This window comes from Alistipes sp. An66 (assembly GCF_002161445.1).
GTDB classification, from domain to species: Bacteria; Bacteroidota; Bacteroidia; order Bacteroidales; family Rikenellaceae; genus Alistipes; species Alistipes cottocaccae.
Window position 1 is genome coordinate 40,302 of record NZ_NFHT01000015.1, and the last position, 23,939, is coordinate 64,240.

Here is a 23,939-nt window from a genome sequence, read left to right on the forward strand (position 1 = left end):
CCTCCTTCTCGTTATTCCGTTTCTTATTCCACTTCGAGGTCCAGGACCTTGCGGAATTCCGCCAGCAGCGGATTTTTGTCGGTCATGTATTTGACGCGGTCTTCGAGCTTGATCGGGCGGGCGGCCCGGATCTCCTCGTTGACGGTCACTTCCAGCTCCAGGGCTCCCGAGATGCCGGCCAGTTCGGCGATGCGTGTCAGCATGGCCGTCTTGGTGCGGAGAATCTCCTCGCGCAATTCGGCGGTCGGGACGCTCACGGCGATCGTATTGCCGCGGAAGCGCATCTGCTCGAATGCCGGGACGAATCGCGGACGCCGCTCCCGGATCAGATTCAGAATCTGCTCCCGGGCCTGTTGCAACTTGCTTTCGCAGGCCGGGTCGACCGGAATATCGGCCGGGAGTGCCGTCTCTTCCGCACCAGCCTGTTCTTCGGGTCGTTCTCCGCCCGTGGCCAGCAGTTCTGCCAGCGAAGTCCCCGAGATCAGTGGTCTGCGATGCGGGGAACCCGTCGGGCGCGGGGCTCGGGCAGGAGCCGCTTCGGCGCTCGGGTCCGTTGCGGCGGGAGTCGGGACCGGGGTTGCGGCCGGAACTGCCGGAGTTGCCGTCGGAGATGCCGGGGTCGGTTGCGGGGCGGCCGTCGGGGCTGTTCCCGGGGGTGTTTGCGGCACCTGTGTTGCCTGTGTCGCCGTTTGTCCCGTGTCTGTCGGCGCCGTCGGGGCTGCCGCCGTGACCGGGTCCGTCATCGTCGGAGCCGCCGCCGGATTCGGATTCGAAGCCGGGACTGCCGGGGTCGTCTGGGCTGCCGGGGTCGTCTGGGCCGTCGGGCGGGGCGTCAGTTCGGGAAGCGGAACCTCCCCGAAGGATGTCAGGTCGTTATTTTTTTTTTGGCCGAGCCCGGAGATCTTCATCAGGCCCAGCTCGACGAGCAGTCGTTGGTTCGACGACTGTCGTATTTTCCCGTCGAGCTCCGTCAGCAGGGCGATGGCCCCGAAGAGGAAGTCGACACCGCAGGCCTCCGCCTGCACGCGGTATCGTTCGAGCAGGGTGCCGGTCATTTCGATCAGCCGCAGCGTTTCGGGGCGCTTGGCCATGAGCAGGTCGCGCATGTGGCGGTTCAGGCCCGCCATGAAGGTCTGGCCCGAGAAACCTTTCGAGAGCACCTGGTCGAAGGTGACGAGTGCTTCGACGTAGTTTCCCGCGAGGAGCATCTCGGTGACGCCGAAGTAGGTGTCGTAATCCAGGACGTTGAGCGTCTGGGCCACGTGCCGGTAGTCGAGCGTCGTGCCGCAGAACGAGACGGCCTTGTCGAACATCGACAGGGCGTCGCGCATGCCGCCGTCGGCCTTCTGCGCGATGAGGTTCAGCGACTCCTCGTCGGCCGTGATTCCCTCCTGCGCGGCGATGTATTTGAGGTACTCGACGGAGTCCTCGACGCGGATGCGGTTGAAGTCGTAGATCTGGCAGCGCGAGAGGATCGTCGGGAGAATCTTGTGTTTCTCGGTGGTGGCGAGGATGAAGATGGCATGGGCGGGGGGCTCTTCGAGCGTCTTCAGGAAGGCGTTGAAGGCCGCGGCCGAGAGCATGTGGACCTCGTCGATGATGAAGACCGAGTAGCGTCCCACCTGCGGGATGATGCGCACCTGGTCGATGAGCGTGCGGATATCCTCTACCGAGTTGTTCGACGCGGCGTCGAGTTCGTGGATGTTGAGCGAACGCCCCTCGTTGAACGAGCGGCACGATTCGCACTCGTTGCACGCTTCGGCGCCGTGGGGCGAGAGACAGTTGATGGCCTTGGCGAAGATCCGCGCGCAGGTGGTTTTCCCGACGCCGCGGGGCCCGCAGAAGAGATAGGCGTGAGCCAGCTGTCCGCGCTCGATGGCATTTTGGAGCGTGGAGGTGATATGTTTCTGCCCGACGACCGAACGGAAGGTCGCGGGGCGGTATTTGCGTGCGCTGACGATGAAATCACTCATGGTGTTGCAAAGATAGAAATATTATTCTTATTTTGGAGCCGGGGAACGAAATTCTGCGGTTTCGGGTCTTCGTCCGGGACGCTTTTCCGGTCGGGGGCGCGGGATTGGCGGACGGGATTCCCCGACCGGGGGCGGGACGGCGGTTGCGGCCGGAGTCGCGGACCCGGGATGCAGTCAAACCTTCAAAACATTACGGACCTTATGAAAGGATGGATTCGAATGGGAGCAGTGGCGGTTGTGGCCCTGCTGTTTGCGGGACGGTCGGTGGCACAGGAACCCGTCTGTCAGTTGAGTACGCACATGTTGGACATTTCGCGGGGCACGCCGGCCGAAGGGGTGGCCGTATCGCTTTACCGGCAGGGCCCCGGGGGCGAATGGGAGCCGGTGGCCGAGCGGCGGACCGACGGCAAGGGCCGCATCGGAGACCTGCTGCCCGTCGGGCGTCCGAACGGCAATGACGGCCTCTACCGGCTGCGTTTCGAGACCGAGCCTTACTTTGCGGCGCAGGGATTGGCGTCGATCTACCCCTTCGTGGAGGTGACTTTCCGCGTCGAGGGCGACGGACATTACCACATTCCGATCACGATGTCGGCGAACGGTTACGCGACCTATCGCGGGAACTGACCGTTGCGGCATGCGTCAGGGGAGGCTTCGGCCTCCCTTTTTTGTGTCGGAATGGCGGGTGCTGTCAGTCGGGGAGTGACAATTTGTGACAAAAGGTGACACTTTGGCCGATGCGACGTCCTGGCAGGCCTTTTGCGGTAGAGAGAGGCAGTATGTGAAACAAATAAAAACAACACGGATATGAACATCAACACTTTGACCATCAAGGCACAGGAGGCGCTGCAAGCAGCGTTGACCCTGGCCCGGGAGCGGGGACAGCAGGCTGTCGAGCCGCTCCACCTGCTCGCGGTGCTGATCCGCGAGGACGATTCGTTGTCCACATTCCTGCTGGGGCGCGTCGGCGTGAACGTCCGCGGACTGCGCGACGAGGTGAACCGCACGGTCGACCGGCTGCCGCGCGTCGAGGGCGGCGGCGAGCAGTTCTTCTCGCAGGAGGCCTCGCGGGTGATCCAGCGCGCCGTGGACTTCACGAAGAATTTCGGCGACAAGTATGCGTCGGTCGAACACCTGCTGCTGGGGCTCGTGGCCGAGCGCGGGGAGGCTTCCGACCTGTTGAAACGCAGCGGAGCCACCGAAAAGGAGCTCATCGAGGCGATCCGCACCTTCCGCAAGGGGGCGACGGTCGATTCGCAGACCTCCGAGCAGCAGTTCGATGCCCTGGGCAAGTACGCCATCAACCTGAACGAACAGGCCCGCAGCGGCAAACTCGATCCCGTAATCGGGCGTGACGAGGAGATCCGCCGCGTGCTTCAAATCCTTTCGCGGCGGACGAAGAACAACCCGATCCTCGTGGGCGAGGCCGGTGTGGGCAAGACCGCCATCGCCGAGGGCATCGCCCGCCGGATCATCGACGGCGACGTTCCCGAGAACCTGAAATCGAAGGTGATCTACTCGCTCGACATGGGTGCGCTGATCGCCGGTGCGAAGTACCAGGGCGAGTTCGAGGAGCGGCTGAAAGCCGTCGTGCAGGAGGTGATTGCCAGCGACGGCGAGATCCTGCTCTTCATCGACGAGATCCACACGCTGGTCGGGGCCGGCAAGTCGTCGGGGGCGATGGATGCGGCGAACATCCTCAAACCGGCGCTGGCCCGGGGCGAGCTGCGGACGATCGGCGCCACGACGCTCGACGAGTTCCAGAAGTACTTCGAGCAGGACAAGGCGCTCGAACGGCGTTTCCAGAAGGTGATGGTCGACGAGCCTACGCAGGAGGATGCCGTCTCGATCCTCCGCGGCCTGAAGGAGCGCTACGAGAACCACCACCAGGTGCGGATCAAGGACGAGGCGATCGTGGCGGCCGTGGAGCTTTCGACGCGGTACATCACGTCGCGGTTTCTGCCCGACAAGGCGATCGACCTGATCGACGAGGCGGCTTCGCGGCTGCGGTTGGAGATGAACTCCGTGCCCGACGAGATCGACGCCCTCGACCGGCGGATCCGGCAGTTGGAGATCGAGCGCGAGGCGATCCGCCGCGAGAAGGACAAGGAGCGCATCGAGTCGCTCACGAAGGAGATCGACGACCTGAAAGCCCGGGATTCCGAGATGCGGGCCAAGTGGCAGGGCCAGCGGGATCTGTTGAAAAAGATCCAGGCCAACAAGGATCGGATCGAGCAGTTGAAGATCGAGGCGCAGCAGGCCGAGCGTCAGGGCGACTACGGCAAGGTGGCCGAGATCCGTTACGGCAAGATCCAGGAGGCCGAGAAGGAGATCGCGGCCTTCCAGGAGGAGTACAGACTCGCCTCGGCCAACGGTTCGATGATCAAGGAGGAGGTCGACGCGCAGGACGTGGCCGAGGTGGTTTCGCGCTGGACGGGGATTCCGGTGACGCGGATGCTGGCCTCGGAGCGGGAGAAGCTCCTCCACATGGAGACGGAGCTGCACAAGCGGGTTGTGGGTCAGGAACAGGCCATTGCGGCCATTTCGGACGCCGTGCGCCGTTCGCGGGCGGGGCTGAACGATCCCCGCAAGCCGATCGGGTCGTTCATCTTCCTCGGCACGACGGGTGTCGGCAAGACCGAGCTGGCGAAGGCCCTGGCGGAGTTCCTCTTCAACGACGACCAGATGATGACCCGTATCGACATGAGCGAGTATCAGGAGCGGCACAGCGTGTCGCGGCTCGTTGGGGCGCCTCCGGGATATGTCGGTTACGACGAGGGCGGACAGCTGACCGAGGCCGTGCGGCGCAAGCCCTACTCGGTGGTGCTGCTGGACGAGATCGAGAAGGCGCACCCGGATGTCTTCAACATCCTGTTGCAGGTGCTGGACGACGGGCGTCTGACCGACAACAAGGGCCGTACGGTGGATTTCCGCAACACGATCATCATCATGACCTCGAACATGGGGTCGCAGGTGATCCAGGAAAACTTTTCGAAGGACTTCGACGGGAAGAAGATCCCGGAGGAGGTGGTCGAGCGGACGCGCCGCGAGGTGATCGACCTCTTGAAGCAGCAGCTGAAACCGGAGTTCCTGAACCGGATCGACGAGATCGTGATGTTCGAGCCGCTGACGCGCCGCGACATCGAACGGATCGTCGACATCCAGCTGGGATCGGTGCGGAAGATGCTTTCGGAGAACGGCATCCGTCTTGAATACACCGATCGGGCGCGCGAATGGATCGCCACGGCCGGTTACGACCCGCTCTACGGAGCGCGGCCCGTCAAGCGGACGATCCAGCGTTACGTGGTCAACGACCTCTCGAAGCGGATTCTGGCGGGCGAGGTCGACCGTTCGAAACCGATCTCGATCGACGCCACGGCCGACGGCCTGACCTTTGCGAACTGACGCCCGGCATCCGACCGGTTTGCGGCCGGCCGTTGAATGACGAAGGGTTCCACCCCATGCGGGGCGGAACCCTTTTTTTGTGGTCGGTGGACCGGCGGCCTATCGAACGTAGCGGCTGAAAAAGCGCCAAAGTTCCTCGCAGGTGTCCACGCCGGTCTTTTTCCACGAGTGTTTGCCGCCGAGGGTTTCGTAGAGCCATACTTCGTTGCCGTCGGTGCCGCCCGTGTAGCGGTGTGCGATGACTTGCAGTCCGTCGGCACCCCGTGGCAGGGTGTCGATGCGGTGTTCGAGACATTTGTTTTTGGCGGCCCAGTATCCAACGGCCATCGGGATCGGGAGATAGGCACCCCAACCGTCCTCGCCCGTCAGGTCGCCCTCCCAACGCGTCGTGGGGTCTGCCGTTCCGTGGATTTCGAACAGCGGCACGGGCTGCAATGACTTGTCCTCCCGCAGGATAGCAACCGACATGAAGCCTGCTACGGGCCCCAGGGCCGCGAAGAGATCCGGACGTTGCGCGGCGAGCAGGTAACACATGTCTCCGCCGTTCGACATGCCGGTGCAGAAGACGTTGCGGCGGCTCAATCCGTAATGCCGGTGGAGATGGCCGATCAGCTCTTCGAGGAATTGCACGTCGTCGATCGGCATCTCTGCCTGGGACGGATAACCCACATTCCAGCCCCGTTTGCCGCGGCTGTCGCGTTCGCCCTGCGGATAGCAGACGGCGAATCCGTGGCGGTCGGCCGTTGCGTTCATTCCGAAGGCTTCGGGATTGGCATCTCCTCCGTATCCGTGCAGGACGATGACCAGCGGGGCATTGTCGGGCAGGTTGGCCGGCAGGTGCAGGCGATAGGTTCGCTCGACTCCGCCGGAACGGAGGGTTTCGGTGCGGGTCTCCTGGGCCGTGACGCCCGTGGCGCCATACAGCAGGAGTACCGTCAGCAGTGTTTTCAGCAGTGTTTTCATGGTTATCGAATGGTGTTTTTCATAATCCTTTCCGGGCCAGCCGCCACGCTACGGCATTGTAAAGATCGAGCAGCGGGCCGCGCCAGCGTACCGGCAGGAGGTTCAGCAGCCGGACCTTGCGCAGCGTGCGGCGGTAGACCTTCGTCCACCCGAAGACCCGGGCGGCGCGGCGCGCCTCTTCGGTTCCGCCCTTCACGCTCTGGATCAAGGCTTTGCCCAGGGCGGCCCGGGCAATGAACTCCCGCTCCTCCTCGGGGGCAGCCGGGTCGTAGAGCTCTTCGAACGAGTAGGCGGTCCGTTCGGGGGTATAGCTGGTTGCCGAGCGGTTCGAGGCCACCTTCGAGTATCGGGCGAGCCGTTCGGGCGAGTAGCAGACCCGGTAGCGGCGTGCGATCTTGATCCACATGTAGAGGTCGCCGGCCATCTTCATCCCTTCGGGGAATCCGCCGACCGTGTCGATGACCTCGCGGGGAATGCAGCTGGCCGAGGGGATGGCGATGTAGCGGTGGGCGGAGTCGCGGAAGAAGTTTCCGACCACGCCCCGGCGGTCGAGCCCCCGGGCGGGGAATAGGCCGTCGTGGCTGACGACCGAGAAGCCCGTGCAGTAGAGTCCGCATCCGGGGAATTCGCCGATCATCGCCTCGATTTCGGCCAGGAACCCGGGTTCCCACTCATCGTCGGCATCTATCAGGGCGAGGTATTCGCCGCGGGCTTCGGCGATGGCGCGGTTGCGGGCGGCACACTCCCCGGCGTTGGGCTGCGCGACGAGCCGTATGAGCGGCGAGTCGATCCGCTGCACGATCCCGGCGCTGCGGTCCGTCGATCCGTCGTCCACGACGACGATTTCGTCGGGCAGGCGCGTCTGGGAGAGCACCGAGCGGATCGTACCTTCGATTTCGCACTCCTTGTTGTAGAGGGGGATGATGACCGAGAAGGTGGGCTTCGACATCTGTACGGCTGATTTTTTGCGAAGATACCGATCTTTTGCTACATTTGCAAGAAAATCCCCGAGGCATGACCGCATTCGAAAAACTGGACCGTTTCCTGCGTAATCTTTACGATACGGCGTTCTATTTCGCCGTGATGGCCGTCAAGGAGAACTTCCGCGACTACATCCGCCGGGCCGGACCGCAGGGTACGCCCTCCGACGAGATCGTGCTGCTGGCCAACGGTCCGTCGCTGCGCGACGAACTTCCGGAGCTGATCGCCCGCGAGGAGCATCTGCACAAGGATTTTCTGGCCGTGAACTACTTCGCCGAGGACGAACGCTTCACCCTCGTGCGCCCCAAATACTACGTGCTTTCGGACCCGACGTTCTTCCGCCGCTGCTGCGACTGGGACCGGGTGCAACGCCTCTATGCGACGCTCAACGAGCGGGTCACGTGGCCGATGACGCTCTACGTGCAGTACTACAACCCCGACCGTTTCGACTACCGGGCCGCCCTTCCCAATCCGCAGATCCGGATCGTGCCCTTCCATTCGCAGCTCTATTGCGGCTTTCCGTCGCTGGAATTCTTCTGCTACCGCCACGGCTGGGGCAACGGGAATTTCGGGTCGGTGATCCAGAACGGGGAGTTCATCGCCCTGCACCTGGGCTACCGGACCCTGCACCTCTACGGTGTGGACCATACCTTCTTCGACGGCTTCTGCGTCGACGGACAGAACCGGACCTGCATGCGCCGGACCTATTTCTACGACGCCGAACCGGAGTTGAAACCCCTGCTGTTCACGGCCTCGAATCCGCCGCGTCCCTATACGGTTCATGCCTATCTGGCCGAGAAGTGCGAACTCTTCCGGGGACATGAGGTGCTGGCCCGCTATGCGAAGCATCTCGGGGCGCGGATCATCAACCACACGCGCGGGTCGCTCATCGACGCCTACGAACGGGGTTGATCCCTCTTATTGTACCAGCAGATTGCAGCCGCGGATTTCGGCGTGGTCGATGCGGCCTTCGACGACGAACGATCCGTCCGCGGCGACCTGCCCGACATCCTGCGTCTGGATGAAGGCGCACGACCAGCGGTTGGCCAGGTCGACGATGTTCAATCCGCCGCGGCTCCCGGCCGGGAGCAGGTCGAAGGGGTCGTTCACGTCGCGGCAGACGACCCGCATCCACGCCGGACAGCGGAAGCGGTTCCCGCCCTGCGAGTAGGCCTGCGAGGTGAGCTCCGCCATGCCGTACTCCGAGTGGATGGTTTCGACGCCGAAGGCGTCGCACAGAATGCGGTGGAACTCCTCCTTGGGGATCTCCTCGCGGTATCCCTTCATGCCGCCGGTCTCCATGACGATGGTGTCCCGCAGTTTCGGGGCGTATCGCTCCGCCAGATCCCACAACGCATAGCTTACTCCTAACAGAATCTTTGGCTTCGGGTCGGCGGCCATGTCGCGCAGCAGGGCGTCGCAGTCGTCGAGATAGAACCCGCCCGAGCCGCAGTCGGCGATCAGCCGGTCGGCCATGTAGACCAGCGAGGAGCCCTTGCGCCGCAGGTAGTTGGGCAGCAGGGCATAGAGGCTCCACCGCGCCGGTTCGCCGTAGAAGGTGCGGAACGCCCCGCGGAAGGCCTGCTCGTAGAGGGCCAGCGAACGCATCGGATGGCGCGAAGGGACCATGCCGGTGGTGGCTGACGAGGTGAAGACCGCTTCGGGAGGTTCCGGAGCGCAGTAGACCTCGTGGCTCTTGAAGAGTTCGATGGGCAGGAAGGGGATCGCGCGGAATTCGCGGACGTCCCCGCATCGGACGCCGATGCGTTCGAGGTATTCGCGGTAGGGGGGACAGGCCGCGGCCTGGAAGCGGAAGAGTTCCAGTGCCGCGGCGTCGAAGACCGCCGGATCGCCCTCGGGCAGGCGGAATATGTCGTCGGTGGAGATCATCCCTGCAAAGGTAGTGAAAACCGGAATAAAAACCTCTCTTTATGCCGTCTTTCTCCGTTTCCGGTCGATGGCGTCGACGATGACCGCCACGGCGCCGTCGCCCGTGACGTTGGTCGCCGTGCCGAAACTGTCCATGGCGATGTAGGTGGCGATCATCAGTCCGCAGAGCGTTTCGTCGAACCCGAGCATCGACTCCAACAGCCCCAGCGCGGCCATGATGGCCCCGCCCGGCACGCCCGGGGCCGCGACCATCGTCACGGCCAGCAGCAGGATGAAACCCGCGAAGGTCCCCGCCGACAGATCCAGTCCGGCGATCATCGAGACGGCCAGGGCACAGGCCGTGATCTTCATCATCGAGCCCGACAGGTGGATCGTGGCGCACAGCGGGATGACGAACGATGCCAGTTCGGGACGCACGCCGAGCCGCAGCGTGCGTTCGAGCGTCACGGGGATCGTCGCCGCGGAGGATTGCGTGCCGAGGGCCGTGACGTAGGCGGCGAGCATCGTGCGCAGCATCCGCAGCGGGTTTCGCCGGGCCGCGAGCCCCGCCACCGAGAACTGGAAGAGGAGCAGCACGAGGGTCAGCGCGAAAATCACGACGATGAGCTTCACGAAGACTCCCATCACGGCGGCCACCTGCCCCGATTGTGTGATCGAGAGGAAGATGCCGAAGATGTAGAACGGCAGCAGCGGGATGATGACCCGTACGATCACCAGTTCGATGATGCGTTTGAAGTCGTCGAGGGCGGATTTCAGCGTCACGGAGTGGGTGTAGGCCATGCCGAGCCCGAGGACGAAGGCGAGGATCAGCGCCGACATCACGCCCATGACGGGCGGCATTTCGATGGTGAAGTAGGGGGTCAGGGCGACGCTCTCCTCGGGGAGGGCGGTCTCCGCTCCGGCGAGCAGCGACGGGAAGAGGGCGCGTCCGGCGAAGAAGGTCCCGAACCCGGAGATCAGCGTGAAGCCGTAGGCCAGCGCCGCGGTCAGGGCCAGCAGCCGTCCGGCGCTGCGCCCGAGGTCGGCGATACCGGGCGCCACCAGCCCGAAGATCAGCAGCGGGATGACGAATTCGAGAAACTGCCCGAAGACGGCGTTGAACGTCAGCGCCACGCGGGCCACCCATCCGGGCGTGAAACAGCCGCAGGCGATGCCCAGCCCGATGGCCAGGAGGACGCGCGGCAGAAGACCGAATTTTCGCTTCATCGGAGAACGATTTTTGTAAAGGTACGAAAAAATTAGTTACTTTTGCCGTATGACAGCGCTTTATCACGACATCATCTACGGCCCGGTTCATTCGCGGCGTCTGGGCCTCTCGCTCGGGGTCAATCTCCTGCCCACGGAGTCGAAACTCTGCTCGTTCGACTGTATCTACTGCGAGTGCGGGTGGAACGCCGAGCATCCCGGAGGACGGCGTTTCAACGCCCGGGAGGAGGTCCGCGCGCACCTCGAAAGCGCGCTGCGGCGCATGTCCGAAGCCGGTACGCCGCCCGATGTCATCACCTTCGCCGGGAACGGCGAACCGACGCTGCACCCCGATTTCGAGGGGGTGATCGACGACACGCTGGCGCTGCGCGACCGCTACTGCCCCGGGGCGAAGGTCTCCGTGCTGTCGAATGCCACGCAGATCCACCGCGACGATGTCCGCCGGGCGCTGCTGCGCGTGGACAACAACATCCTGAAACTCGATTCGGCGTTCGACGCTACGGTGCGGCGGATCGACAACCCGCAGAACCCGAACTATACGGTGCGCGACATCGTTGCGCGGATGAAGCGCTTCGAGGGACACATGATTCTGCAAACGATGTTTCTGCGCGGCACGTGCAATGGCGAACGCATCGACAACACCACCGGGGAGGAGGTCGCGGCGTGGCTGCGGCTCGTCGCTGAGATCCGCCCGCGGCAGGTGATGGTCTACTCGCTCGACCGCGACACCCCCTGCCCGACGCTCGAAAAGGTATCCCGCGAGGAGTTGCTGCGCATTGCCGCCCGGGTCGAGGCGCTGGGCATCCCCTGTTCGGTGGCCTGACCCCGTTTCCCAAATCCGCTTCACGATCGTAGAATCATGCAGATCCTGCTCTCCTGTGCCAAGACGATGGCCGACCGCACGGCCCTCCGTCCGCCCCGCACGACCGAACCCCTGTTCCGGGCCGAAGCCGATGCGGCGGCCGCAGCCCTGGCGTCACTCCCGGCCGACGATCTGGCGCGGATCCTGCGCGTGAACCGCGCGATCGCCTCCGAGAACCGCCGCCGTTATGCCTCGTTTCACGATGCCGAAACCCTGCCGGCCCTGGCGGCCTATACGGGGATCGTCTTCAAGCGGCTCGATCCCTCCTCCTTCACGGATGCGGATTTCGAATATGCCCAGAATCATTTGAATATCACGTCGTTTCTCTACGGGCTGCTCCGTCCGCTGGATGCCATCCGACCCTATCGGCTCGAAGGCGACGCCATCCTGCCCGGCGGCGACGAGGAGACGCGCTTCGCCTTCTGGCAGCAGCGTCTCACCGATCTGTTCCTGGACAAAATTCGGGCCGATGACGGCCTGTTGCTGAATCTGGCCAGTGCGGAGATGAAACGCCTCTTCGACTGGCGGCGTCTCTGCCGCGAGGTGCGGGTCCTTACGCCCGAGTTCCGCATCCGCGAGGGAGAACGGCTGCGAACCGTTGTGGTCTATACGAAGATGTGCCGCGGCGAGATGACGCGGTTCGTGCTGAAAAACCGGATCAACGATCCCGAAATCGTGAAAACGTTCGAATGGGAGGGGTTTCGGTTCGATCCGGCGGGCAGCCGCGGCGATGACTGGCTCTTTACGATGTAGGGCTGTGCCGCCTTTTCCGCGGCAGATCCGCATTCCCCGATAAATAAAAAGTATAATTGCTCCCGGAGACGTTCGGATGACCCTCGCCGATCGGCGGGGAGCCGGAATGCTATTCGGTCGGGCCTTTGCCGGAGCCGTTTGCCAGCAGCGTCCGGAGGATGCTCTCCTCGTCATAGCCGCACAAGGCTTTCAGCTGTGCCGGCGTGCCGTGCTCCACCCATTGGTCGCCGATGCCGAGGCGCGTGACCTGCACGTCGTATCCGCGCGACGCGAAGAAGACCGTCACGGCTTCGCCGACCCCGCCCCGCAGACATCCGTCCTCGACGGTGATGACCCGCCGGAAGCGGCGTCCCACCTCGTCGAGCAGCACCTCGTCCAGCGGTTTCACAAAGCGCAGATCGTAATGGGCCGCCTCAATGCCTTCGGCCGCGGCGCGTTCGACGGCCCGTGCGGCGTCGTTCCCGACCGTGCCGATCGTCAGCACCGCCACGTCCGCGCCGTCGCGCAGCTGCCGCCCGCGTCCCACGGGCAGCGTCGCGAACGGCTCGCCGCGCCACGGCATCCCCTCGCCGTTCCCGCGCGGGTAGCGGATCATGAAGGGGTGGCCGAATTGCAGGGCCGTGTACATGAGGTTGCGCAGTTCGGGTTCGTTCATCGGGGCGGCGATCGTCAACCCCGGGATGGCCCGGAAGGCCTCCATGTCGAAGACGCCGTGGTGGGTGACGCCGTCCTCGCCGACCAGCCCTCCGCGGTCGAGACACATCACCACCGGAAGGTCCTGAATCGCCACGTCGTGGATCACGTTGTCGTAGGCGCGCTGCATGAAGGTCGAGTAGATGTTGCAGAAGGGCACCATCCCCGCGGCGGCGAGTCCCGCCGAGAAGGTCACGGCGTGGCCTTCGGCGATCCCGACGTCGAAGCAGCGGTCGGGCATTTCGCGCAGGAGGATGTTCATCGAACAGCCGGTCGGCATGGCGGGCGTGACGCCCACGACGCGCCGGTCCTGCCGGGCCAGTTCGAGCAGTGTTTCGCCGAAAACGTCCTGATAACGCGCCGGACCCGGGGGCGGCGCGATGCGCTGTCCCGTTTCGGGGTTGAAGCGCCCCGGGGCGTGCCAGGCCGGTTGGTCGTGTTCGGCCGGGAGGTAGCCCTTGCCCTTTACCGTCATGACGTGCAGCAGCTTCGGACCCTCGATTTCGCGCAGGGCCCGGAGCGTCCGGACCAGTTCGTTGAGGTTGTGGCCGTCCACGGGCCCGAAGTAGCGGAAGTTGAGGCTCTCGAAGAGGTTGCTGTTGTTCAGCAGCCCCTGTTTCACGGCGTTGCCCGCCTTCTGGCAGAGGCGCAGCAGCCGCGGCGTATGCGAGAGGATGCCCCACAGCCGCTGTTTGAAGCGGTTGTAGTGCACCGACGTGGAGATTTTCAGCAGGTAGTTTTTCAGGGCTCCCGTGGCCTGGTCGATGGCCATGTGGTTGTCGTTGAGAATCACCAGCAGGTTGGTCTGTTTCGAGGCTCCTGCGTTGTTGAGCCCCTCGAAGGTCAGGCCGCCGGTCATCGAGCCGTCGCCGATCACGGCCACCACCTGGTGTTTCTCGCCGCGCAGCTCCGCGGCTTTGGCCATGCCGAAGGCTGCCGAGATCGACACCGAGGCGTGTCCGCCCCCGAAGGCGTCGTACTCGCTTTCGGTCATGCGCGGGAATCCGCTGATGCCGCCCAGCTGGCGTTTGGTGCGGAAGGCTTCGCGGCGTCCGGTGATGATCTTGTGGGCGTAGGTCTGGTGTCCGACGTCCCAGACGATCCGGTCTTCGGGCGTGTCGAAGACGTAGTGCAGCGCCGCGGCCAGTTCCACGGCTCCGAGACTCGACGCCAGGTGCCCCGGGTTGACCGAGCACTCCTCGATGATGTAGCGGCGCAGCTCGTCGCAATAACGGCGCAGCTCCTCCGGCGAGAGCCTTTTGAGCTCCTGCGGCGACGAAACCCGTCCGAGCAGTTTGTAATCTTCGGAAGCCATGAGCAGACAAAGATACGAAATTATAGGGAATTTTTTCGAAAATTTTCCTATCTTCGCATTACGGTAAATCGACTCGCACATGAAATACAGACGGATTCTCCTGAAATTGAGCGGCGAATCGCTCCAAGGAACCCAGAAATACGGGCTTTCGCCCGAGGTGCTGCAATCCTACGCCGCGCAGATCCGCGACGCCGTGCAGACGGGCGTGCAGATCGGCATCGTCATCGGCGGCGGCAACATTTTCCGCGGGCTCTCCGGGGCCAGAAAGGGCTTCGACCGTGTGAAGGGCGACCAGATGGGCATGCTCGCCACGGTCATCAACTCCCTGGCTCTTCAATCGGCGCTCGAAGACAACGACGTCAAGTGCAAGGTGCTCACCTCGATCCGCATGGAGCCCATCGGCGAGTACTTCTCCAAGGCCCGCGCCATCGAGTACCTCGAAGCCGGCTACGTGGTCATCATCGGCGGCGGGACCTCGAATCCCTATTTCACCACCGACTCGGCCTCGGCGCTGCGCGGCATCGAGATCGAGGCCGACGTGCTGTTGAAGGGCACGCGCGTCGACGGCGTCTACACGGCCGATCCCGAGAAGGATCCTGCGGCCACGAAATTCGCCGAGATCACCTTCGAGGAGGTCCTCGACCGCCGACTGAAAGTCATGGACCTCACGGCCTTCACGCTCTGCCGCGAGAACGGACTCGAAATCATCGTCTTCGACATGGACACCCCGGGCAACCTCGGCAAGGTCCTTGCCGGAGAACCCATCGGAACCCTCATAAAACACTGATGCCATGACCATCCGGAAACCCCGCAGAAAAAACAACCGCCAGCTGTGGATCCTCCTGGCGCTGCTCGTCGCCGTTATCGCCGTCATCGCGCTGCTGCCTTCGGGCGACGGTGCGGCCGCTCCCGACCGGAACCCCGACTCCGAAATCGAGGCCGCGACGCTCGTCAAGGCCGGGGATCAGGCGCCCGACTTCACCGTGGAGATGTTCGACGGCAGCCGTGTCACGCTCGCCGATCTCCGCGGCAAGGTCGTGCTGCTCAACTTCTGGGCCACGTGGTGCCCGCCCTGCCGCGAGGAGCTGACGCATGTCCAGACGGAGCTCATCGACCGTTTCGCCGGACGTCCGTTCGTCTTCCTGCCCGTTTCGCGCGGAGAGAGCCGCGAAACCGTCGCCGCCTTCCGGGAGAAAACCGGTTATGAATTCCCCATGGGCCTCGACTCCACGCAGAGCGTCTACAAACGCTACGCCGCCAATTACATCCCCCGCAACTTCCTCATCGACGCCGACGGCCGGGTCGTCTCGGCCACGGTCGGATTCGAAAAGTCCGAATTCGAGGAGCTGATCCGCTCCGTCGAGGCCGCGCTCGGCGAGGATACGCCCTGCGAAAAGTAGGGCGCGGATGCCTCCCGCAACTGCCGGGGACGGGGAGATATGCAGATGCCAATAATTCAAATTTGATACCGCTATGGATACCAAAACGATTCTCAACGACGCCTCCGCGCGCATGCAGAAAGCCATCGACCACCTGGAGGAGGAACTGCTCAACGTGCGTGCCGGCAAAGCCTCACCCAATGTGCTCAACGGCGTGATGGTCGACTATTTCGGCTCGCAGATGCCCGTGTCGGGCACGGCCAGCGTCACCGTTCCCGATGCCAAGACCATCCTGATCCAACCCTGGGACAAGAACATGCTGCGTCCGATCGAAAAGGCGATCATCGACTCCAACATCGGACTGACCCCCTCGAACAACGGAGAGACCATCCGCCTGACGATTCCGCCGCTGACCGAGGAGCGCCGCAAGGAGCTGGTGAAACAGGTGCGCGCCGAGGCCGAAACGGCCCGGATCAGCCTGCGGAACGCCCGGCGCGAAGCCGTCGACGCCTTCAAGAAGGCGCAGAAGGAGGGCATGCCCGAGGATGAGTCGAAAGACGGCGAGACCCAGTTGCAGAAACTCCTTGAAAAGTTCTCGAAAGCCCTCGACGAGGTGCTGGCCAAGAAGGAGAAGGAGATCATGACGGTATAATGCACCGTCGGGATTCCCGTCGGAAGGGGATCCCCTGTCGGCTTCCCGGCTGCCGGAGACGGCTGCCGGGATTTTTTGTGCCCGTGTCGACGGGAGAGCAGGATTTTTTCGTATCTTTATTCAGCCAACCCTAAACCTCGTTCCTATGAAGTTCTTTATCGACACGGCGAATCTCGAACAGATTCGCGAAGCCCACAAACTGGGCGTGCTCGACGGTGTGACGACCAATCCGTCGCTCATGGCCCGGGAAAACATCCGCGGGCAGGAGGCCTGCAACCGCCATTACGTCGAAATCTGCCGCATCGTCGGCGGCGATGTGAGCGCCGAGGTGATTGCGACCGATTTCGAGGGCATGCTGCGTGAAGGCGAAGCCCTTGCCGCCCTCGATCCGCACATCGTCGTCAAGGTCCCCTGCACGGCCGACGGCATCCGCGCCATCACCCGCTTTACGGAGATGGGTATCCGGACCAACTGTACGCTGGTCTTTTCGGTCGGGCAGGCGCTGCTGGCCGCCAAAGCCGGCGCAACCTATGTTTCACCCTTTGTCGGGCGCCTCGACGACATCTCGGAGGACGGCGTAGAGCTGGTCGCGCACATCGTCCGCATCTATCGCACCTACGGATTCAGAACCCGGGTGCTGGCCGCCTCCATCCGCCATACCCGCCATATCGTGCAGTGCATGGATGCCGGGGCCGACGTGGTCACGTGTCCGCTTGCCGCCATCCTGGGATTGCTGAAACATCCGCTCACCGAGAGCGGTCTGAAACAGTTCCTGGCCGACCATGCCCGCGTGAATCAGGCGTGACGGACGTGGGGTCTTCCTGAACCGAAGGCGGCATGCTCCGAGAGCATGCCGCCTTTCGCTTATCCGATGATTTTCCGCAGCCGGCTTTCGGGAGCGTCGGGGAGCAGCCGCCGGAAATGGTCGTACAGGCGTGCGAACGATTCGGACGGCGGGCAGTCGGCTGCAAGCCGGCCATAGAGTGTCTCCGGCGCCGTATAGCGGGCTACGCCCCAGCCGTAAGGGTTGCCGTGGCGGTCGAGGTTGTATTCGAAATCGGCGATCACGAGCCGCATCTCCATCTGCAACCGCGTCAGGATCGGGTCCAGTGCGATTTTCTCCTCCTCGGCCACATCCGCTTCGGGATCCGCCGCCGTGCGGCGTCCGCGGCCCCTGGCGAATCCGAGCATCCGGCGCAGCTCCCGGATGGTGGCCGTGCCCTCGGTCAGGATGGTCTGCATGACCACGTCGTCCAGCGCCGCGGTGTCCTCGTCGGGGGCCAGCGGTCGCGAACGCCGGTAGTTGAGCCAGTCGGGCAGCCACTCCCGGCTGACGAAACCCGCCTTGCGGTTGAAGAATTTCCCGTAGGCGCAATGTCCTTCGCGGATGATGGGGCCTTTCCACTCCCAGGCCCCCTCCTCGTCGGTGAACCAATACTCCGGGGCGATCGTCTCCTCGATCGAGAAGCCCGGAATGCCGCACCGGAAGAAGGGCAGGAAACCCCACTCCCGGCAACGTGTCTCGACATCGGCCGAACTGTTCAAGAGTCGTTTCATCGCTTTTCGTGCTTTGAGCCGCCGCGGTTCCGGATCCGCATCTTCCGGCCGATTCTCCGCGGGGATTCTTTCTCACAAATTTACCGTTAAATTTTCAGATGACAGCGCTCCTGCGGGTGAATTTTTCCTGCATCGGGTGCGGTGCCGGCTTCCGGACAAGACCGAATCGGCGGAACGGGACCCTGCCGCGAGCCGCCGGCTGCAAACCGGGAGGGAGCCCTCTTCGAAAGACGACTCCCTCCCGGTTTCGGAGAAGGCAGCCCTGGATCCGGGAGCCTTCCTGCGGGCGGCGGCTGTGGCGCTCGTCGCCGTCTCGGTCTGACGGTCGGAAGATCCCGGACGATCACTCGCCGACCACCGGAATCTCCATGCTGGCGGATTGCACGCCCGGGGCCGAGGCGGTGAACCTTACCGTGCCGGGCTTCTGCGATGAGCGAACGATTGCCGTCGCAGCCCCGCTGAACAACTTCATCCGCGGCTCCTGGAACGACATCGTACACGTCGGATCGCCGTTGGCCGTGGCTTCGAACGTCCCGGCCCCTTCGACCCGGAACGAGACCGTCCGCGTGTCGGTCGGAACCCGGTTGCCGTCGCGGTCCTCGACCTCCACGGTCACATAGAGCAGGTCGTCGCCCGTGGCCGTCAGCTGCTTTCGGTTCGGGGTCAGGACCAGACGGCGGGCCTTGCCGGCCGTGCGCACGATGCGCTCTGCCGTTTGCCGGCCCTCGGCGTCGTAGGCCACGACGCGGATTTCGCCGGGCTCGTAACGCACGTCGTTCCACATCAGCCGGTAGCGCTGCACGGGATCGCCCGACGTCGCCTTCTCGCGGATGCCCCGGCTCTTGCCGTTGACGAAGAGCTCGGCCTTCGGCCAGGAGGTGTAGACGAAGACCGGCGTGATCTCGTCCTCGCGGCCCGGCCAGGTCCAGTGCGGCAGCACGTGGAGCGTCTCCTTGCGGTCGTTCCACTGTGCGCGGTAGAGCCAGTAGCGGTCTTTGGGCAGCCAGGCCAGGTCGATGATCCCGAAGAGCGAGCTGTGGCTCGGCCAGGCGTCGGTGTCGTAGGGCGAAGGCTCCCCGAGGTAGTCGAAGCCCGTCCAGACGAACTGTCCGAGCACCCAGTCGTGGTCGTCGTCCCGGGCGAAGTCGAGATCCGGCGTGTTGGACCACGAGCAGGACTCGTTGTCGTAGCTCGACGACTGATGGTCCGGATGGAGCACCTGATTGTGCTCGGCAAACGTGACCGGGAAGTGGTAGATGCCGCGCGACGAGACCGTCGAGGCGGTCTCCGATCCGAGGATCATCCGCTGCGGCAGCCGCTCGCAGGCTTCGTCGTAGTATTGCGGCTTGTAGTTGAAGCCCGGGATGTCGAGGGCTGCGGCGAAGCCGTTGTCCAGCACGGCGCCGATCTGGTCCATGCCGCAGGTCACGGGGCGCGTCGGGTCGAGGCGGTGCACCAGATCGCGCAGCATCACCAGTTCGTCCATTCCGTCCGGTCCCCACTGCGACGGTACTTCGTTGCCGATCGACCACATGACCACCGACGGCGCATTGCGGTAGGCCCGGACCATGTTGGTCATGTCGCGTTCGGCCCACTCCGTGAAGAAGCGTCCGTAGCCGTTGGGCGACTTGGGGCGGAAGCCCCAGTCGTCGAAGGGCTCGACCATCAGCATCATGCCCATCTCGTCGCACAGCTCGACCAGCTCGGGGGCCGGCATGTTGTGGGCCGTGCGGATGGCGTTGGCGCCCATCTCCTTCAACAGCTCGATCTGGTAGCGGAGCGCCGAACGGTTGACGGCGGCCCCCAGCGGCCCCAGGTCGTGGTGGTTGCACACGCCCTTGAATTTCGTCGGGCGGCCGTTCAGGAAGAACCCCTTTTCGGGGACGTATTCCAGCGTGCGGATACCGAACGGCGTTTCGTACTCGTCGAGCACCTCTCCGTTGCGTTCGATCCGCGTGCGGGCCGTATAGCGGGTCGGCGACTCGGGCGACCACAACTGCGGTTCGTTCACCAGAAATTGCTGCGTGAAGCGCTGGCCGCGGTAGACGTAGCGGTTGCGGCCCGTGGCGGCGACGTTGCCCGCGGCGTCGAGAATGTCGGTGACGATGTCGACGCTCTGGTGCTTCGCAAGCCCTGCGACCTCGATTTCCAGCGCAACGCCGGCATAATCGTCGTGAACGACGGGCGTGGTGATGCGGGTCCCCCAGACCGGAATGTGGACCTTGCCCGTGGAGATCAGATGCACGTTCCGGTAGAGACCCGCTCCGGGATACCATCTCGAAGCCTTCTCGAAGTTTTCCAACAACACCTCGATCCGGTTCTCGCCGGGTACGGCGACCGGCGTCAGGTCCGCGACGAACGAATTGTAGCCGTAGGGCCAGTAGGCGATCTCGCGGCCGTTCACCCGCACGCGGGCGTTGCTCATCGCGCCGTCGAAGAGCAGCACGTGGCTCCGTCCGGCGGTGTCCGGAATCGAGACCGTCGTCCGGTAGCTTCCCTTGCCGATGAAGGGAAGCCCGCCGGTGCGGCCGGTTTTGAGTGTCTGTTCCTTTTCGCCGTTCTGCTCCACGGCCACGACTTGCAGGTCGTTCTGCCGGTCGAACGGTCCGTAGATCGCCCAGTCGTGCGGGATCCGGACCTGCTGCCATCCCGTCGCGGCGTCGGTATCATGCCCGGGGCGGAACTCCCACGCCCGGAGCAGCCGCTCGCTGCGCGGATGCCCGTCGAGCGGAAGCATCCCGCACAGCGCGGCAAGCACTCCCAAAATGATGCGTACGCTCACGGCCGTTACTCTTTGAAGGCGTCGAGCGCCTCGGTGGGACGTCCGTTGTCGAAGGCGCCGAGCGTATAGCCTCCGTTGTAGCCGGCCGGGGCCTCGGGCTCCCAGTAGAAGACCCCCAGGCAATGGCCCGTGGCGCGGGAGTTGGTGATCAGGTAGGTGAGCATCTCGCGCGCCGTGGCGGCGTCGTCCCACGGCATGCCGACCTCGCAGATCATCACGTCGTGCCCGAACTCGTTGTAGAGCGTCATGATGTTCCCCACGCACGACTGCGTGAGCGACTCCCAGTCCGCTCCGGGATAGAGCGAAAGACCGATGATGTCGTACTTGCCGCCGTAGGCTTCGAGCGCGTTGAAGACGTTGCGGGCGTAGGAGACGGTGTGTCCGCGGTCGACGTGCACGATCACCTTCGCGTCGGGATAGATCTCCTTCACGGCGTCGTAGCCCGCCGTGGTGTAGGCCGCATAGTTGGCCGGATTGCTGCGCAGACCGCCACCGACCGTCGACTCCTCGCCGGCCGTGCCGTCGGCGTTGAGCGACAGGTGGCGAAGCATGCCGTTCGTCGTCTCGTTGCCCACCTGCACCCACTCGACCTCGACGCCGTTGGCTTTGAGCAGCGACAGCACCTCCTTCGTATGGTCGGCCACGGCCTGTTTCAGCCCCTCGGCATCCAGGTCGAGCCACGCCGCGGGAATCACCTGCTTGCCCGGATCGGCCCACGTGTCGCTGTAATGGAAGTCGATCATCAGCCGCATGCCGAGCGCCTGCGCCCGGCGGGCCTTGACCAGCACGTCGCCCTCGGAGCACCAGCCGCCCTCGGGGTCGACCCACACGCGCAGCCGGATGGCATTCATGCCGAGCGTCTTCATCAGCGCCGTGCACTCCATCGTCACGCCGTCGGCCGTGGCGAAGGTGTTGCCCTCGGATTCGAGCTGGGTGACCCAGCTGATGTCGGCTCCGCGGGCGAAGGCCGTGCGGTCGATCTCGACCGGTGCTGCGGGCTCCGCAGGCGTGTAGTCGGGATTCGGTTCTTCGGCGCAGCCTCCCATCAGGAGCGCTGCGGCCATCAGTGTCAGCAGCATATCTTTCTTGCGTTTCATGGTTATTCCTGTTTTGTCAGCGTGTAGGTAAGGTTCCCGGCATTGCGCAGGTCTACCGTGATGAGGTAGGTTCCGGTCTCCGCGGGTTGGATGTTGTTATTGTTGTCGGCTTCCACGAGCACTCCGTCCGCTCCGCCGTACTTGTAGTTCCAGTTGTCGCCCAGCACGATCTGGATGCCGTCGCCGATCTCCGGGACGGTGCATGTCGCCTGCCACGTCAGGGTCGCGAGGTCGAAGGCCATCGGGTTGGCCGTCAGCGACCAGTTGTTGAACGTGCCCGTCACGGCGATCGGAAGCGCCTCTTCGGTCCAGGAACCGGTGGTCAGGTCGACCGTCACGCGGTTCAGCCCCAGATTCGTGAACCAGGCGGCGTAGGAGCTCTCCGACGTGTCGAGAACGAACTGCGAACCGGAAAGCGTGCCGTAAATTGTCCCGTCGTTCGGAAGGGCCGAGTCGCTGAATACGAAGTTGGTGTGTACCTCGTCATCCCACGAACTCGATGTTGATATATAGCCCGCGTAGTGGCCGTCCGTGCCGGTCGAAATCAGTCGCGAGGCCATTTGCTCGGCATACTTCGTCTTCCAGCAGTAGTAGGCGTAGAGCGTTTCGGGATATTCCGGGGCCGGCTCCTCGCCGCCCTCGTCCGCAACGATCGTATAGGTGAGGTTCTCCGGGTCGTTCAGATCGACCGTCAGCCGGTAGCTCCGGTCCGCTTCGAGCCCGGCGGGCAGGAATTCGCTGCCGGTGCTCGACGTGCGGAATTCGAGTCGTCCGTCCAGATCGAGATCCGTGTAGCAGCGGTTCCAGTCGTCGTTGAGCCGCAGGTAGAAGCCCGAACCCCACTCCGCAGCCTGGATAGTCGCCGTCCAGGTCCGCGTCGCCGTATCGAAGCTCATTTCGTTCGCGTTCTCCGTATAGCCGTTGAACGAGCCGAGCACTTCGAGCGACGTGACGGCCTCGCAGCTCCACGTCCGTTCGTTGAAGTCCGCCGTCACGTGGCAGTAGGCGCCCGTGCCGTCGTCGTACCAGATCGCGTACATGTCTTCGCCCGTATAGAGGCGGTAGAGACCCGAATTGTCGCTCAACGGTGCCGCACCGTAGAACTTCGCCGTCGAGGCGTCGTCCGTGTCGCCGAACTTGAAGTTGTACCACGCCGAGAAGTAGATGAAGCCCTCGTAGGTGCCGCTGCCCGCAGCGGCCAGCGTCCCGGCAACCGTTGTGGGGTTCTTGTCGCCGTCGAGGTTGTAGATGTAGACCTTGTCGCCCGTCGGAACCGCGTATGCGGGATCCTCCGGCCATTGGTCATCCTCCTCGTCCCCGCCGCCGACCTCGACCTCGCCTTCGGCCAGCGTCAGGCTCCGGTTCGTGAGGTCGAGCAGCAGCGTGTAGGTCCCGGCGGCACCCGCCGTGAGGCCCGAAGCTGCGCTTCCGTCGGCTACGGTGAACGCTCCGTCGGCGCCCGCCACGAGCGAAAGCGTACGCTCCACCGGTGCGGAATCGCCCGTCGACCGGTTGTAGAGACTGCCGCTCTGGACCAGACCGATCGCCGCGTTGTCGCCCGTCGTGGTGATCACGCAGCTCCACGTGTCCTGCGCCTTGTGGTAGGTCATGGCCAGTGAAGCGTCGTCTACCTGAACGGTCGGCTCCGGGATGGAGGTGGCCGTCCATTCGGCCGCCGAGGTGCTCATCGTCACGTAGTAGCAGCCGGTCGGTTCGGGGAACCAGCAGTTCCAGCTGGTCAGGTCGGTGGTCTGTTGCAGGGCGAAGGCTGTTCCGGCGCTGCCGTCGTTGAGCGTGCCCCAGGCCGTGCCGTCCCCTTCGACGAAGTAGAAGTTCAGCCACGAGGAGGAGATCGTCGCCAGTCCGGCATACTCCCCGTCGGTCAGGGCGGGAATTGCTGCCACGTCCGTGCCGCTGTCCTTCGAACGGATGGCAATCTGCGACATGTCGATGAAGTAGGGCGTTACGGTGAATTGCAGGACGTTGCCGTAGCGGGGCTCGGAGTTCCCGCCCAGCCGGGTCTTCATCCGCACGTAGAGCGGAGCGGCCGCGCCGCCCTCGAATCCCAGGCGCGAGACGATCGCGTTGAGTTGCGAAACGGTGTACTGCACCGACGTCGCGCCGGTGGTCATCAGCGCCTCGTAGGGTTCGGCGAAGCTCTCCTCGGCGGCGAACTGCAACGTCTGGGAGACCACGTCGGCGGGAACCTGGGCGTCGGGATTGCTCAATACCAGATCACCCGTGGCATCCCAGTAGAGCGTCAGGGCCAGGGCCGAGGCGTTCTCCTTGTCGAGGACGATCTCGGTGTCGACCGACCCGATGGTGATCCCCTCCTCGCCCGGAAGCGAGGCCGTCAGCATCTCGCCGTCCTTCGAGCAGGAGGCGCCCAGAAGAAGAGCCAGCGCTCCGATCAAAAAATGTATCTTTTTCATGG

At 64.0% G+C, this 23,939-nt stretch carries 19 protein-coding genes; 9 read left to right on the top strand and 10 right to left on the bottom strand.

Annotated elements, in window-relative coordinates; translation table 11 throughout:
• Positions 1–23: 23 nt before the first annotated feature.
• Complete coding sequence (locus B5G16_RS09985; protein WP_087263598.1) at positions 24–1,973, bottom strand: DNA polymerase III subunit gamma/tau; 1,950 nt, start codon at positions 1,971–1,973, stop codon at positions 24–26.
• A 201-nt stretch (positions 1,974–2,174) separates the two neighbouring features.
• Between B5G16_RS09985 and uraH the strand changes: the two genes are divergently transcribed.
• Both uraH and clpB read left to right on the top strand, forming a co-directional pair.
• Positions 2,175–2,597: a hydroxyisourate hydrolase gene (gene uraH, locus B5G16_RS09990; protein ID WP_087263599.1), complete on the top strand. Its 423-nt coding sequence runs from the start codon at positions 2,175–2,177 to the stop codon at positions 2,595–2,597.
• Between the two features lie 180 nt (positions 2,598–2,777).
• Complete coding sequence (gene clpB, locus B5G16_RS09995) at positions 2,778–5,375, top strand: ATP-dependent chaperone ClpB (protein ID WP_087263600.1); 2,598 nt, start codon at positions 2,778–2,780, stop codon at positions 5,373–5,375.
• Positions 5,376–5,474: 99 nt separating this feature from the next.
• Here clpB and B5G16_RS10000 read toward each other — a convergent pair whose 3' ends face one another.
• Complete coding sequence (locus tag B5G16_RS10000; RefSeq protein ID WP_087263601.1) at positions 5,475–6,338, bottom strand: alpha/beta hydrolase family esterase; 864 nt, start codon at positions 6,336–6,338, stop codon at positions 5,475–5,477.
• A gap of 19 nt (positions 6,339–6,357) precedes the next feature.
• The gene (locus tag B5G16_RS10005) at positions 6,358–7,287 is read right to left on the bottom strand and encodes a glycosyltransferase family 2 protein (RefSeq protein ID WP_087263602.1); all 930 of its coding nucleotides are present in this window, start codon (positions 7,285–7,287) and stop codon (positions 6,358–6,360) included.
• 65 nt (positions 7,288–7,352) lie between these two features.
• On the opposite strand from B5G16_RS10005, the gene B5G16_RS10010 reads away from it, so the two are divergent.
• Complete coding sequence (locus B5G16_RS10010) at positions 7,353–8,231, top strand: hypothetical protein (protein ID WP_087263603.1); 879 nt, start codon at positions 7,353–7,355, stop codon at positions 8,229–8,231.
• Between the two features lie 6 nt (positions 8,232–8,237).
• On the opposite strand, the gene B5G16_RS10015 is transcribed toward B5G16_RS10010, so the two are convergent.
• Entirely contained in the window at positions 8,238–9,209 is a 972-nt protein-coding gene (locus tag B5G16_RS10015) for an acyltransferase (RefSeq protein WP_087263604.1), read from the bottom strand.
• 39 nt (positions 9,210–9,248) lie between these two features.
• On the bottom strand, positions 9,249–10,415 hold the full coding sequence (locus B5G16_RS10020) for a dicarboxylate/amino acid:cation symporter (RefSeq protein WP_087263605.1): 1,167 nt from the start codon (positions 10,413–10,415) through the stop codon (positions 9,249–9,251).
• A 49-nt stretch (positions 10,416–10,464) separates the two neighbouring features.
• On the opposite strand from B5G16_RS10020, the gene B5G16_RS10025 reads away from it, so the two are divergent.
• The gene (locus tag B5G16_RS10025) at positions 10,465–11,238 is read left to right on the top strand and encodes a radical SAM protein (protein ID WP_087263606.1); all 774 of its coding nucleotides are present in this window, start codon (positions 10,465–10,467) and stop codon (positions 11,236–11,238) included.
• Between the two features lie 36 nt (positions 11,239–11,274).
• Positions 11,275–12,030: a YaaA family protein gene (locus tag B5G16_RS10030; protein WP_087263607.1), complete on the top strand. Its 756-nt coding sequence runs from the start codon at positions 11,275–11,277 to the stop codon at positions 12,028–12,030.
• Positions 12,031–12,139: 109 nt separating this feature from the next.
• Here B5G16_RS10030 and dxs read toward each other — a convergent pair whose 3' ends face one another.
• The gene (gene dxs, locus B5G16_RS10035) at positions 12,140–14,038 is read right to left on the bottom strand and encodes a 1-deoxy-D-xylulose-5-phosphate synthase (RefSeq protein ID WP_087263608.1); all 1,899 of its coding nucleotides are present in this window, start codon (positions 14,036–14,038) and stop codon (positions 12,140–12,142) included.
• A 79-nt stretch (positions 14,039–14,117) separates the two neighbouring features.
• On the opposite strand from dxs, the gene pyrH reads away from it, so the two are divergent.
• The 4 genes from pyrH to fsa all read left to right on the top strand — a co-directional run bounded on the left by pyrH (position 14,118) and on the right by fsa (position 16,874).
• On the top strand, positions 14,118–14,825 hold the full coding sequence (gene pyrH / locus B5G16_RS10040; protein WP_087263609.1) for a UMP kinase: 708 nt from the start codon (positions 14,118–14,120) through the stop codon (positions 14,823–14,825).
• A 4-nt stretch (positions 14,826–14,829) separates the two neighbouring features.
• Entirely contained in the window at positions 14,830–15,438 is a 609-nt protein-coding gene (locus B5G16_RS10045) for a TlpA family protein disulfide reductase (protein ID WP_087263610.1), read from the top strand.
• Positions 15,439–15,511: 73 nt separating this feature from the next.
• Positions 15,512–16,069 (top strand): ribosome recycling factor, encoded by a 558-nt coding sequence (gene frr, locus B5G16_RS10050; RefSeq protein ID WP_087263611.1) that lies wholly within the window; start codon positions 15,512–15,514, stop codon positions 16,067–16,069.
• Between the two features lie 145 nt (positions 16,070–16,214).
• Entirely contained in the window at positions 16,215–16,874 is a 660-nt protein-coding gene (fsa, locus tag B5G16_RS10055; RefSeq protein ID WP_087263612.1) for a fructose-6-phosphate aldolase, read from the top strand.
• Between the two features lie 59 nt (positions 16,875–16,933).
• On the opposite strand, the gene B5G16_RS10060 is transcribed toward fsa, so the two are convergent.
• The 4 genes from B5G16_RS10060 to B5G16_RS10080 all read right to left on the bottom strand — a co-directional run bounded on the left by B5G16_RS10060 (position 16,934) and on the right by B5G16_RS10080 (position 23,937).
• Positions 16,934–17,626 (bottom strand): AlkZ-related protein, encoded by a 693-nt coding sequence (locus tag B5G16_RS10060; protein ID WP_087263613.1) that lies wholly within the window; start codon positions 17,624–17,626, stop codon positions 16,934–16,936.
• Between the two features lie 343 nt (positions 17,627–17,969).
• On the bottom strand, positions 17,970–20,363 hold the full coding sequence (locus B5G16_RS10070; protein WP_087263625.1) for a glycoside hydrolase family 2 TIM barrel-domain containing protein: 2,394 nt from the start codon (positions 20,361–20,363) through the stop codon (positions 17,970–17,972).
• 50 nt (positions 20,364–20,413) lie between these two features.
• Positions 20,414–21,505, bottom strand: a complete 1,092-nt coding sequence (locus tag B5G16_RS10075; RefSeq protein WP_087263615.1) for a glycoside hydrolase family 53 protein — start codon at positions 21,503–21,505, stop codon at positions 20,414–20,416.
• 2 nt (positions 21,506–21,507) lie between these two features.
• Positions 21,508–23,937 (bottom strand): DUF5114 domain-containing protein, encoded by a 2,430-nt coding sequence (locus tag B5G16_RS10080; protein ID WP_087263616.1) that lies wholly within the window; start codon positions 23,935–23,937, stop codon positions 21,508–21,510.
• Positions 23,938–23,939 lie beyond the last annotated feature (2 nt).

What these genes read in the sequence shown, in the direction of transcription:
- B5G16_RS09985 (WP_087263598.1), bottom strand. Translation starts at nt 1,973, where the DNA reads ATGAGTGATTTCATCGTCAGCGCACGCAAATACCGCCCCGCGACCTTC.
- uraH (WP_087263599.1), top strand. Translation starts at nt 2,175, where the DNA reads ATGAAAGGATGGATTCGAATGGGAGCAGTGGCGGTTGTGGCCCTGCTG.
- clpB (WP_087263600.1), top strand. Translation starts at nt 2,778, where the DNA reads ATGAACATCAACACTTTGACCATCAAGGCACAGGAGGCGCTGCAAGCA.
- B5G16_RS10000 (WP_087263601.1), bottom strand. Translation starts at nt 6,338, where the DNA reads ATGAAAACACTGCTGAAAACACTGCTGACGGTACTCCTGCTGTATGGC.
- B5G16_RS10005 (WP_087263602.1), bottom strand. Translation starts at nt 7,287, where the DNA reads ATGTCGAAGCCCACCTTCTCGGTCATCATCCCCCTCTACAACAAGGAG.
- B5G16_RS10010 (WP_087263603.1), top strand. Translation starts at nt 7,353, where the DNA reads ATGACCGCATTCGAAAAACTGGACCGTTTCCTGCGTAATCTTTACGAT.
- B5G16_RS10015 (WP_087263604.1), bottom strand. Translation starts at nt 9,209, where the DNA reads ATGATCTCCACCGACGACATATTCCGCCTGCCCGAGGGCGATCCGGCG.
- B5G16_RS10020 (WP_087263605.1), bottom strand. Translation starts at nt 10,415, where the DNA reads ATGAAGCGAAAATTCGGTCTTCTGCCGCGCGTCCTCCTGGCCATCGGG.
- B5G16_RS10025 (WP_087263606.1), top strand. Translation starts at nt 10,465, where the DNA reads ATGACAGCGCTTTATCACGACATCATCTACGGCCCGGTTCATTCGCGG.
- B5G16_RS10030 (WP_087263607.1), top strand. Translation starts at nt 11,275, where the DNA reads ATGCAGATCCTGCTCTCCTGTGCCAAGACGATGGCCGACCGCACGGCC.
- dxs (WP_087263608.1), bottom strand. Translation starts at nt 14,038, where the DNA reads ATGGCTTCCGAAGATTACAAACTGCTCGGACGGGTTTCGTCGCCGCAG.
- pyrH (WP_087263609.1), top strand. Translation starts at nt 14,118, where the DNA reads ATGAAATACAGACGGATTCTCCTGAAATTGAGCGGCGAATCGCTCCAA.
- B5G16_RS10045 (WP_087263610.1), top strand. Translation starts at nt 14,830, where the DNA reads ATGACCATCCGGAAACCCCGCAGAAAAAACAACCGCCAGCTGTGGATC.
- frr (WP_087263611.1), top strand. Translation starts at nt 15,512, where the DNA reads ATGGATACCAAAACGATTCTCAACGACGCCTCCGCGCGCATGCAGAAA.
- fsa (WP_087263612.1), top strand. Translation starts at nt 16,215, where the DNA reads ATGAAGTTCTTTATCGACACGGCGAATCTCGAACAGATTCGCGAAGCC.
- B5G16_RS10060 (WP_087263613.1), bottom strand. Translation starts at nt 17,626, where the DNA reads ATGAAACGACTCTTGAACAGTTCGGCCGATGTCGAGACACGTTGCCGG.
- B5G16_RS10070 (WP_087263625.1), bottom strand. Translation starts at nt 20,363, where the DNA reads ATGCTTCCGCTCGACGGGCATCCGCGCAGCGAGCGGCTGCTCCGGGCG.
- B5G16_RS10075 (WP_087263615.1), bottom strand. Translation starts at nt 21,505, where the DNA reads ATGAAACGCAAGAAAGATATGCTGCTGACACTGATGGCCGCAGCGCTC.
- B5G16_RS10080 (WP_087263616.1), bottom strand. Translation starts at nt 23,937, where the DNA reads ATGAAAAAGATACATTTTTTGATCGGAGCGCTGGCTCTTCTTCTGGGC.